General features: G+C 26.0%; 9 protein-coding genes. 8 read left to right on the top strand and 1 reads right to left on the bottom strand.

What is annotated here, in order from left to right:
- Positions 1-151: 151 nt before the first annotated feature.
- The gene (locus ACJDTP_RS19405; RefSeq protein WP_406762163.1) at positions 152-274 is read left to right on the top strand and encodes a hypothetical protein; all 123 of its coding nucleotides are present in this window, start codon (positions 152-154) and stop codon (positions 272-274) included.
- 147 nt (positions 275-421) lie between these two features.
- Here the strand turns inward: ACJDTP_RS19405 and ACJDTP_RS19410 are convergent, their stop codons facing one another.
- Positions 422-994 carry a sigma-70 family RNA polymerase sigma factor gene (locus ACJDTP_RS19410; RefSeq protein WP_406762164.1) on the bottom strand — a complete coding sequence of 191 codons (573 nt, stop codon included), beginning with the start codon at positions 992-994 and terminating at the stop codon, positions 422-424.
- Positions 995-1,557: 563 nt separating this feature from the next.
- Here ACJDTP_RS19410 and ACJDTP_RS19415 point away from each other — a divergent pair.
- The 7 genes from ACJDTP_RS19415 to ACJDTP_RS19445 all read left to right on the top strand — a co-directional run bounded on the left by ACJDTP_RS19415 (position 1,558) and on the right by ACJDTP_RS19445 (position 11,980).
- Positions 1,558-2,661, top strand: coding sequence for a hypothetical protein (locus ACJDTP_RS19415; protein ID WP_406762165.1), 1,104 nt, complete (start codon positions 1,558-1,560; stop codon positions 2,659-2,661).
- 4 nt (positions 2,662-2,665) lie between these two features.
- Positions 2,666-4,540, top strand: coding sequence for an McrB family protein (locus ACJDTP_RS19420; protein ID WP_406762166.1), 1,875 nt, complete (start codon positions 2,666-2,668; stop codon positions 4,538-4,540).
- Positions 4,524-6,332 carry a DUF2357 domain-containing protein gene (locus ACJDTP_RS19425; RefSeq protein WP_406762167.1) on the top strand — a complete coding sequence of 603 codons (1,809 nt, stop codon included), beginning with the start codon at positions 4,524-4,526 and terminating at the stop codon, positions 6,330-6,332. Before ACJDTP_RS19420 ends, ACJDTP_RS19425 begins: the two co-directional genes overlap by 17 nt.
- A gap of 344 nt (positions 6,333-6,676) precedes the next feature.
- The gene (locus tag ACJDTP_RS19430; RefSeq protein WP_406762168.1) at positions 6,677-7,261 is read left to right on the top strand and encodes a GGDEF domain-containing protein; all 585 of its coding nucleotides are present in this window, start codon (positions 6,677-6,679) and stop codon (positions 7,259-7,261) included.
- A gap of 59 nt (positions 7,262-7,320) precedes the next feature.
- Entirely contained in the window at positions 7,321-8,313 is a 993-nt protein-coding gene (locus tag ACJDTP_RS19435; RefSeq protein WP_406762169.1) for a helix-turn-helix transcriptional regulator, read from the top strand.
- A gap of 68 nt (positions 8,314-8,381) precedes the next feature.
- Entirely contained in the window at positions 8,382-9,665 is a 1,284-nt protein-coding gene (locus tag ACJDTP_RS19440) for a dynamin family protein (protein WP_406762170.1), read from the top strand.
- 26 nt (positions 9,666-9,691) lie between these two features.
- Entirely contained in the window at positions 9,692-11,980 is a 2,289-nt protein-coding gene (locus ACJDTP_RS19445; RefSeq protein WP_406762171.1) for a dynamin family protein, read from the top strand.
- Positions 11,981-11,992 lie beyond the last annotated feature (12 nt).

Below are 11,992 nucleotides of genomic sequence, written 5' to 3' on the forward strand. Positions count from 1 at the left end.
ACAGATGAGATGAATTTAATAAAATCTTATCTGTTTTTTGTCTTAAGAATAATAAATACAAGTAAATTATGTAAAAGATAAGCTGTATATTGTATAATTTTAGTATAAAGTGAGATTTCAGGTGTACAAAATTATGGAGGGGGAAAAATAGATGTTACCCAAGGAAAAGAATTTAGAAGAATCTATTGAAGATTATTTAGTATCAATAGGATATGAACAAGGTATTTCACATGAATTTTATTTACAACATTGTTTATTAAAAGACGATTTATAAATGAAAAATCTATTAATATAAGATAACTTCAATGAAGAAGTTTAAAATGTAAAAAATAAATAGAAGAATAAATTAGAGAAATAATTCTTTATACAATAATAGCTCCAAGGATAAAAAAATAACCTTGGAGCTGTTGGACGTTTTGCTTTAATAATAAAATGAAATATTATTGTGGATTTTTCTTAGAATGTTTTTCTTTCTTACAATAGCAGTAGAATAGCACATGTTTTTTATATGGGCATAATCCAGAACTGTATAATTCTTAAAGAATACAAAATCTATAAGTTCTTTCTCATCTTTAGTTAAATTTTTTAGAGCTAGTCTTAAGTCTTCGTAATCACACATCTCACATAATGAAGTTTCAGGAGAGATTTCTTGTGACGGGATGTCCTTTTCAAAATTATCATGCAAGCTTAGAGCTTTATTACCTTCAGTAGAGCTTCTGGTTTTAATTCTCTTAATCAAATCATTTATATTATTTTTAATGGCATTGGTAGCATAAGCAACGAATCTATGCTTGTCTAAGTTATACATAGAGATAGACTTAAAAAGTGATTGATAGCATTCCTGAATAATATCATATGAGTTATATCCATCAATGAAAGTTCTCTTTGAGATATTATAAATTAATGGTCTAAATTCTTCAGCTAATTTTTCTTTTGCGCCTTCGTCATTATCCTTGCACCTAGTAACTAAAGTTTCGATATAATTAAAATCCATATAAACCTCCTTCATACATAAGATCTATAAAATCAATGAATTATTTTACATATATTGTGTTTAATGTTAAATTAACCTCTACATATAGTATATATGGTTAAAATCTATATAACGTATATATAAGAATAATTTAGAGAAGAAAAATTATTATAAAGGAAGTGCGAAGGATTGATAATGGTAATAGCTATAGTTGTGATGAATGATATAAAATAGACGATCAAGATAATGAAAGAGGAGAAACAAAAGACATAAAGCTTTATGTGGAATTTATATTAACATAGGGGAGATAGCAGGTCAGAAGTATTAGTTTGGAAAAGATAAATTGCGAAGGTACTACTCGAGGCAAGTGAGAGATTGATGAAAGTGAGTTTGGATAAAATGATTAATTTTAATTGAGTTAGTCATAGAAATAATATATCCATATAATATGAGAAGGCAGCAAAGTATATATTCTATGATATTTGCTTTTTGGGATTTTAATTAGCATTTATTTATGAATAAAGTTGATATTGTAGAAAAATATAGAAAAAGTATATATAATTGTATAATGAGGGGGAGTTAAAGTGGATGACAAAATGGTAAGTTACTTGTTAGAAATAATAAGTAATGAAAATTTAATAAATATTGCTAAGAATGTTAAGTTAAAAATAAAAGGATTTAGAACAATACAATATAAAAATGGGGTTATGACACCTCCCAAAAAGCTAATAATTAAAGAGCTATCAAACGTTGAATATAAAGCTTTGATTAATGAATATTTTAGCAATGTTTCTAAAGAAAATATAGAATTGGAAATAGAAGAAGCTAGTAGTTTAGATATTATGAGCAAAGAAGATAAGATTAAGATGGCTAAATTATTAGGGCAAATTCTATCTTTTAGCAGTAGTAATAAATTAAAGATAGGAGGCCGTGAAACTGATTTAGCAACAATTAAGGATATATTATTAGAAGATAATCAAGTAGAAAAAGCGCAACTTAGAGAAGATAAAAATAACGAGAAATTAATAAATAATGATTATAGTGAACAGATAGAAAAATTAAATAAAGATATGGATGTTTTAAAAAAGAAAGTTCTTGAACTAGAAAAAAAACGAGCAACATTAGAGGATAATAATAAAAAAATGACATCTGATATAAAGAGTTTAAAAAAAGAAAAAACAATGTTACAAGAAGAAAATGAAAAAGTAAAAAAAGAAAATCAAATCAATATTAAAGAAAATGAAAAGTATCAAAGTGAATTTTATAGTATTAAAAAGAAATATGATGAGATTAAGGTAATAACCGCATCTCAAGAAAAAGATATAAATGAAAAAAGAGCTAAGATAGAGATTTTAGAAAACGCTAATAACAAGTTAAAAAGTAAGTTGAATCTTTTGGAAAAGATTGAACAGGAAAGACGGAAAAAGGAAACAAAGAAAGTGGTAGTTTTTGGAGAAATATATTCAAAAGAAATAAAAGAAATAGATAATTATGATATTTGTACAATAGAAATAGATAAATTAGAAAATTTTAAAGATATAATTAATAATTGCAATGAGGTTTGGGTATTATCGTATGATATATCTTATTTAGATAAAATAAATATTGAAGAGAAAATTGACTCAAATAAGATTAAAGAATTTATATCATATAAAAAATTAAGAGAATATTTGAAAAGGGAGAATTAAATAGATGAATAGAAATTGGGATATATATATGGTAGGAACTTTAGCAGAAGCCGAAGAAATGTATGGAGGAGCTTGGAAAGATAGTGTTTTTATAAATAAGTATAATTCTCTACAATTTGCGATAAAATTAATATCAGATCAACCTGAGAGCTTCCCTAATAATAGATATTTTACAGTATATACATCTGATATACAAGATTGTGACTTTGAAGATGATATAACACTTTCAGAGGAAGAGAGAGTTTACAGATTAAAAAACTTTTTGTCAAAAAGATTATTAATATTTAAACCAGTCCAAAAAGGAGAAAATTTTGTAGTTAGAGATGTAAAGCAAGTAGTAAAACCTATCAATTATAAAAATAATTCTACATATATTCCGGTACCATTATTTACTGCAAATAATCTTTACAGGAAATTTGAGGAGTTTTTAAATTCGGTTAGTAGGAAGGAATTTATAGATCAGTTAGATGGAATTTCTAATGAAGTATCCGATACACCATCAATAATTGCTTGGAAAGATGAACAAGATATGAAGGTGATTGGAAGTTTTAATAGTCATGTTTATTCGAGAGGAAAAATTAAATTTGAATTTGAATATTTAAAACATTCGGATATAAATCAAGAGCTTTTTTTGAATATAATTCAAAGCCCAGAAATTAGAAATATATTATTTGTTGGTACGGATGTCTATTTAGAGATGGAACGATTAATAGATCATGGAATAACATTTGAAGAGGATGCAGAGGAAACGAAAGTAAATTTAGAAGAAGATGAAGAAGAGAAGGTAGAAGAAAAAGTTTTTATTAATAACTTCGTAAAAAGAACTAAAGATGCTGGATTGATATATGACGAAAAGGATTTAATTAATTTTCATACAGCTATGAAATCTTCTAACTTGGTTATATTGTCAGGAATGAGCGGAACAGGTAAAAGTAAATTAGTGCAGATGTATGGTGAAGCGCTAGGATTAGATTCTTCTCAACTGAATATAATACCAGTTAGACCATCGTGGTGTGATGATAGAGATTTATTAGGTTATGTAGATTCTATTCATAATATATATAAGCCTGGTGATACAAGTTTAATTGATACATTAGTACAAGCAGATAAGAATATTGATAAGATTTACATTGTTTGCTTTGATGAAATGAACTTAGCTAGGGTTGAATACTATTTTGCACAATTTTTATCTATTTTGGAGATGGACTCAACAAAAAGAAAAGTTACATTATATAATAACGACTTAGAAAATAAATTATATAATGCAGATAAGTATCCATCACAGATTACAATACGAGATAATATTTTATTTGCAGGAACAGTTAATATAGATGAATCAACATATCATTTCTCGGATAAAGTTTTGGATAGAGCAAATGTTATTACATTAGGATCACAAGATCTTAATAAGATAAAAGATGTAAAATTTGAAAAGCAGATAAGATGTAATGAAATTATGTTTACTGAATATAATCAATATAAAGTAATTCAATCGGAAGTTACATTAAAGGAGAAAGAATTAGACTTATTAAATATATTAAATATAGAGATAAATAAGACTAATAAAAATTTAGGAGTAGGTTTTAGAATAGTAAGGCAGATTGATTTGTATTTAAAAAATATTCCAAGTGATAGCATTTTAACTAGAGAAGAAGCATTTGATTTGCAGATATTACAAAGAGTTTTAACTAAAATTAGAGGCTCACAAGAGCAATTGCAGGATTTGGTGGGCACTTATAATAAAAATGATGACAATGTAAGTAATAGTATACTTATTGATAAATTTGATGAATACAAGGAAATATCAGATTTTAGTAAGTCTAAGAATTGCATAAAGCAAAAGGCGAAAGAGTTGAAAATTTATGGATATACAATATAAAAATAATAATGAATTTTTTATAGAAATTACACAAAATAATAGTCCACAACAAGCTAAATTTTTTGAAAAGGAAATGGATTTCTATAACTTAGAAGATGCAATAGTAATAAAGGAGAATGTTGTTACTAAATTACTATTCACATGTGAAGATAGTAATGCCAAACTTTATATGGATGGAATAGAGACACTTAATAATGATATTGCAAAAGAAGATATAGATGGTCAGGTATATATAGAACCTTCTAATAATTTAATTGACCTATATACTGTTGATAATTTTCCATTAATACCGGGAACATTTAGGATGATTGTTGAAATACATAATAAAAAGTTTTACTCTAAAATGAAAGTAGAACCTAAATTATTTACAGAAAAAGAATTAGAAGTAGTTAAGGAAGATCTAGAAGAAGAAATTAATGGACTTGCATTTGAATTAATTAAAAAAAATATATCAATTGGCGAAGTTTTTATAGAGGATTTGCCTATAGATTTGTACAAATTTTTGATTATAGAAAATAAATTTTTTAGTGTAATGGCAGCTTTAGAAGATTTGAAAATTAAACCAAATTATAAAATAAAAAAAATATATAAAACTGTAAGAGAAGATGAGGTTAAATCTATTGATGAGATAACTATAAGAAATCATTTAGAAGGAAATTTAGAAGAAGGATTTTTAAAGCAACCAACAATTGAATTGGATTATGATCTGCCTGAGAATCAATGGATAAAAAAAATAGTGATTGAAATTGGTATATTTTTAAAAGAATTTATTGAGGTTAGTGAAAATTTTATATATAAAAAGAAAATCAACATAAAAAAATTAAAAAGATATAAAAATAATGAAAATAAAATAAAGGATGAGGAAAGGACTATTGAATATGTAATAAATTTGATGGATTTAGCCAGAAAAATGAAAAATGCAATTAATATATTAAATTCTGTTGAATGGTTCAAAAGTGTATCAAACAGAATTGGAATTAATCTTCCACATACACTATTTTTCGACTCAAGGTATAATCTAATTTATAAATTATATCAACAATTAAAGGGAAATGACTTCACTATAACTTTAGATAATAAATTTGCATTTCAATGGAAAAGAACAGACAAATTATATGAAATGTGGTGCTTTGTAAAGATAAGCCGAATTGTTATAGGAGAGAAACTTGGATTTAGAATAGATAGTGGGTGGTTGTTTAATCAAACTATTGAATCTAATAAAGTTTTAATACCTGAATTAGAATCAAGCACAAGGCTTTCATTTAAAAAAGATGATATTTATATGAATTTAACATATGATGATAGTATACCAAATTATAGTAGTGAAACATCAATATATAATACACCATTATATATTACTTCAAGCAATAGACAACCAGATGGAAGAATAGATGTTTATAAAAGAGATGTTTATATAGGAAGTATAATTTTAGAGTTTAAATATAGAGATAGAAAAGGTCTTTGGGCTGTAAATTATACTAGATATCAAAGAGAAATGAATTCAAATGTTATAAAACAATTAACAGCTTATGGAGACAATTGCTCAACACGATATTTATTTATAAAAGAAGGAGAAAAAGGGTCTAAATATAAAAATTCTATTAGACCAGTTATGAGAGTATTGATATTTTATCCTAAAAGAACAGATGTAGATATTGAAATTGATGAAGTTGAAGACCATAATTTAAAATTTGTAAGATTTACTCCTGAAGTATTAAAAAATGCAGAAGAAAGTTTAGAATTATCTATACTTGAATTATTAGAACGTGCAGAAGAATATGGAATTAATTAAATTATTTTTTATGAGGCAGTAATCAAGGAAAAGATTATTGCCTCTTTTACTTTGATTTAAGATTTAATTTATTCTTAATGAAAAAGGGTCACAAAAAATATCTAAGTTATGACTTAATAAATTTATTCAACACACTCATCACATTGAAATAATAGAGAAATTAATAAGCAAATTATATTATGTTTTATTTTATAATTTGAAAAAATCTATATCTAAAGGTATAGGCTTTTTTTATGTTATGAAAATTTTCTTTTTTTAAATTCATACTGACAGTTAATGTCAGTATAACAAAGTATAATTAAAGAAAAGTTTACAAGATAGAAATATTGAGGCAGGGATGTTAAGTGAAGTATGAAAATACGGACAAAGAAACTCTTATCAAAATTTTGATACAAAAGGATAACATTTTAAAGAAACTGTATTTAGAAAAAGAAAAATTAAGTTATTATGCAAATACAGATGTGATGACTGGAGTATTAAATAGAAGAGCAGGCTTAGAAGTGTTAAGTGACGAGTTTTACTCATCAAAAAGCAATGGGAAAAATATTGTAGTCTGCTTTGTTGATGTAGATAGATTAAAGATTGTAAATGATACTTTTGGTCATGAAGAAGGGGACAACTTGTTAATAAATGTAACAAATATTCTAAAAGAGAGTATAAGAAAAACTGATTTCATAATCAGGATGGGAGGAGATGAATTTTTGATAGTTTTCCCAAAAACAACTATGAAAGAAGTAAATAATATATGGCATAAAATCTGTAAAAAGGTAGATGGATTTAATGAAAATAATACCACTTATAATTTAAGTTTAAGTTATGGATTTTATGAATATAAGCAGGAAATAAAAAAGAAAATGTCTATTAATGATTTAATAAAAGAGGCTGATGCAGAAATGTACAAGAATAAACTAAAAAAAGATGAATTTTAAGGAGAAATGTGTAATAATATAATATAAATGGTAAAATAGGAAAGGTTAACGTATTTAATATGGAAGAATCTAAATCATATGTGTTGTTATTTATTTATAATGAATTAAAAGATGGGAAAGTAGTTACAAAGGATGATGTATTAAACAAATTTAAAATTAATGAAAGAACTTTTTATAGATATATAAAAGAAATTAAAGATTTTGTTTCTGAAGAATCTAAAGATTCTAATGGAGAGTTAATAGGAGAAGAAGTTATAGCAGAGAAAGATGGATATATCCTAAAAGGAAAGCATAGCAAAACTCTAAATGAAAAAGAAGTACTAGCAATCTCTAAAGTTTTGTTAGAAAGTAGAGGCTTTGTAAAAAATGAGATAAAAGGTATGATGAATAATCTGATTAATAATTGTGTATGTAAAGGTAAAGAAAATATTAAGTTTATTATAGGAAATGAATTAGTGAATTACGTTTCACCGCGACATGGTACAGAACTTCTAGACAAGCTATGGCAAATAAGCGATGCAATTAAAAAGCAAAAAATATTAGAAATAGGATACTGCAAGCTTGGTATAGATGGAAAGATGCAAGAAGAAATGTCAAAGAGAATTATATATCCACAAGGGCTTATGTTTTCCGAATACTATTTTTATCTTATAGGTTTTATAGAGGGAAGAAGCGACGAATATCCTACTATCTTTAGAGTAGATAGGATTAGGGAGCTTATTACTACAGATAAAAACTATAAGGTAGATCACAGTAAGAGATTTGAAGATGGAGAGTTTAGAAAACTAATACAATTTATGCAGTCTGGAGAATTAGAACGAATAAAGTTTAGATTTAAAGGTGGTTCTATAGAGGCTGTATTAGATAGATTACCTAATGCTAAGATTATTAAAGAAAATAATGGCGAATACATAATTGAAGCGAAAATGTTTGGTAAGGGTATAAAGATGTGGCTATTGAGTCAAGGAGAATTTGCTGAGGTTCTGGGCCCAGATAATTTTAGGGAAGAAATGAAAAATACTGTTGAAAATATGGGGCTGTTATACAGTTGATTCTAATTCAAATAGTATTAAGAAAATTGACAAGTTTATAAAAGATATTAAAGAGGAGAATTAAATAAGTGTTAAAGAGTTATGGGATAGATGATTCAAAAATATTTAAAATTGTAGTAATTGCAACTATGAGTAGCGGTAAATCTACGTTTATTAACGCATTAATGGGAACTGAAATTTTGCCATCGCAAAATCAAGCTTGCACAGCAAAGATTATGCCAATATTAGATAATGATACAGCCAAAGAATTTAAGGCATATATAGATTACAGTGATGGAAAAAGGGATGTAATTACTTTAGACAGTGACAATGTTGTTAATGGTTTTAATGCGAAAAATGAAATAAAACAAATATTAATAGAAGGAGATATTAAATCTATTAAAAATCATAGTAGAGCAACAGTAATAATAGATACTCCAGGAACAAATTTTTCAGGAGATTCAACACATCAAGAGGAAACTTATAAGTTGCTTGATAAACTTGATGAAGGATTAATATTATATATAATCAATGCAACTCAGTTTGGGATAAATGATGATTTGGAACTTATGCTACATATACAAGATAAAGTTAAGAAGTCTGAAAATAAATTGAAAATTTTGTTTGTAGTAAATAAAATAGATGAATTTGATTTGCAAAAAGAAGACATAAGAAAGACGATGAATTCAATACGTGAATATATTGAAGGGAATGGTATGAAAAATCCGACGATAATTCCTATATCGGCTTTAGCAGCTAAACTATTCAGACAAGCTATAAATAGAGAAAAGTTAACAAGAAGAGAAAAAAGAGAGTTTAGAAATTACTATGATTTGTTTAAAAACAATAATTATAATTTAAATAAATTTGCATATATGAATTCAAAAAACAATGAAACGATAGAGATTGATGGAGAAGTTTTTTCTGAATATGATTTATTAGAAGCTATCAATAATACAGGAATTAACCTAGTTGAGAATATAATTAATGAGTTGCTATTTGATGAAATCAATAAATATATTCCAAAAGTTAAGTTTAACAAAGGAAAAAATATTAAAAAAGGAAATAATAATCAAACAAAAAGCGAAGAAATCATTAAAAGGATAAATATAGATTTATTAAAAATATATAAAGATTATGAGATAGCTAAAGAAGTCAAAAGAATTGAAGCATATTCTAAGAATAAGCAATTTCACAATTTAACGTACGAAAAGTTAAAAAAAGTATATGATGAAACATATCGTGAAAGTGGAGAAATAATGATGAAATGTGTTATCAATAAGTGTAGCGATAACGGTAGTATAAAAGCAATAGTAGAAAAAGCCATTCAAAATATAGAAATGATTATTGAAGATGACAAAAGCATTAAATAAAACAATTTTTAGGGGGATGAACTGTAATGACAAATTTATATATAAAATACAATCCATATAAAGTAGAAACTGAATTTATAATTAACAATAGTCCTGTTAGTCCTAATAGTACATTAGCGACTCAGAGCAAAAAAAGATTACAATATTGGCTTGAAAAAAACAATAATAATTGGAATGGAATAGTAGAAGAATTAAGAAAAGTTACTAATGATAATGAGTTAAAGATAGTATTTGAAGGAAGAAAAATAGATTTTGAAGATTTGAAATTAACTATTGATAAAAATAAGAAGTCGTTAAAAATAACTTTAAAACATGTAGAAGTTAAGGATGATAAGGACATATTAAAAGAAATTGATGAACTAATAAATATATTTGATAATGGACCTATTGAGGAATTAAAATCAAAAGAAATCAAAAAAGCGTATAATGAAGTTAAGTCATCTAAATTTAGAATAAATGTAATAGCTACAATGAGTAGCGGAAAATCAACACTTATCAATTCTTTAATTGGATATGAATTGCTACCATCAAAAAATGAAGCATGTACGGCTACTATTGCAAGAATTACAGCAGATGACAGGTATAAGGAATTTACAGCTGAATGTAGAGATGAAAATGAAAGAATAGTTTATAAAAGAAAGAAAGTATCTATAGAAGATATTGAAAAATATAATGAAGATGAAAAGGTAACGTATATAGATATTGAAGGGTGTTTACCTAATATTTCCTCAGAAAAAATGAATCTCTTACTTATGGATACACCAGGGCCTAATAATGCTAGAAATGCTGACCATGGAGAGCTAACTGAAAGTATAATTGAAGATAAAAATAAGGGGATAGTTTTATATGTAATAAATGCAACACAATTTGGAATTAATGATGATAGCATTCTTCTGCAAATGATAGCTAATCAAATGAAAAGAGGGGGGAAACAATCAAAAGATAGATTTATATTTGCAATAAACAAATGCGATGAATTTGATTGTGAAAAGAATGAATCTATTCCATCATTATTAAAATCAGTTACTGAGTATTTAGCTAATTATGGAATAGACGAACCTAATTTATTCCCAGTATCGGCTCAAACAGCTAAGTTAATAAGAATGCAACAAAGGGGCATAGAACTTACAAGAAAAGAAAAGAAGGATTTATCTGTATATGAAGATTTTATAGAGATACCGGGGTTTCATTTTGAAAAAATGGCATCACTTTCTGAAAGTTGTAGAATGAAAATAGAATATAAATTAAATATGGCAGTAAAAGAAGGAAATGAGTATGAAGAAGCACTTATTCATACTGGAATACCAGCTATAGAAGAGGCAATAAATGAATATCTTGATAAATATGCTTATCCTATAAAAATTAACGATGCAATTGGCGAATTTCAAACTATTGCAGAAGAAGACATAATGAAGAATAATTTAGATAAGGAATTAGCCAGTGATTCTAATGCATATAACAAGATAAGATTACAAATAGAAGATGCAAAGAAGAAAATAGCAAATGGAGAAAGAGTAAATTTAATAAAATCAAAAATTGATAGATTTAATATAGATGAGTCCAGATTTAAAGAAGTTGAAAAAAAATTAGTGCTATCGTTTGATCAATTAACAAGAAAATATGAGGGAAAAGATAAGATAGAAAAGTCTTTAGCGCAAAATCATATAAATGTATTTAAAAATGAGACAAACAAATTACAAAAGAATTTTGAATTAAGTTTAGATATAACAATTAAAAATTCAGTAATTGACCAGGGAGAAAGGCTTATTAATGAGTATGAGTCATATTTGAAGGAACTTCAAAATGATATTAGAATTGAAGGGTTTAATTTTTCAAAGGTAAGAACAATACAAAAGATTAAAATTGATAATGTTGACGATCTTATAGCGAAATATGAAGAAACAGAAAATATTTATGAAGAAAGAAGATATAAAAATGAAAATAAAAAATGGTATAAATTTTGGACTTGGTTTGAGGATAGTTACTATACAGTTAACGAAAAAGTTGGAGAAATAGAGTATATAAATATATCTAGCTTAGTAAAAGAGTATATGGCGAAATTATCCAATCAAACTCAATATAACATAGATAGTGCAAAAGATAAGAGTAAAGAGGATATTAACAGATTAAAAGAATACTTTAAGTCAGAATTAAATAAATTAGATAAGGTTATGATAAATACATTAGCAGAATTAGATCGAAATACAAGAGATGAAGCAGAAATTAAGGAACGTGTAGAAAAGAATAAGAAAACAAAAATATGGTTAGAGGATGTTATACAGAGAATAAATAATATAACAAGTATTTCTTTATAAACTATGTATAGA

The organism is Candidatus Clostridium helianthi (assembly GCF_045310795.1).
Lineage (GTDB): Bacteria > Bacillota > Clostridia > Clostridiales > Clostridiaceae > Clostridium > Clostridium helianthi.

What these genes read in the sequence shown, in the direction of transcription:
- ACJDTP_RS19445 (WP_406762171.1), top strand. Translation starts at nt 9,692, where the DNA reads ATGACAAATTTATATATAAAATACAATCCATATAAAGTAGAAACTGAA.
- ACJDTP_RS19435 (WP_406762169.1), top strand. Translation starts at nt 7,321, where the DNA reads ATGGAAGAATCTAAATCATATGTGTTGTTATTTATTTATAATGAATTA.
- ACJDTP_RS19420 (WP_406762166.1), top strand. Translation starts at nt 2,666, where the DNA reads ATGAATAGAAATTGGGATATATATATGGTAGGAACTTTAGCAGAAGCC.
- ACJDTP_RS19425 (WP_406762167.1), top strand. Translation starts at nt 4,524, where the DNA reads ATGGATATACAATATAAAAATAATAATGAATTTTTTATAGAAATTACA.
- ACJDTP_RS19405 (WP_406762163.1), top strand. Translation starts at nt 152, where the DNA reads ATGTTACCCAAGGAAAAGAATTTAGAAGAATCTATTGAAGATTATTTA.
- ACJDTP_RS19410 (WP_406762164.1), bottom strand. Translation starts at nt 994, where the DNA reads ATGGATTTTAATTATATCGAAACTTTAGTTACTAGGTGCAAGGATAAT.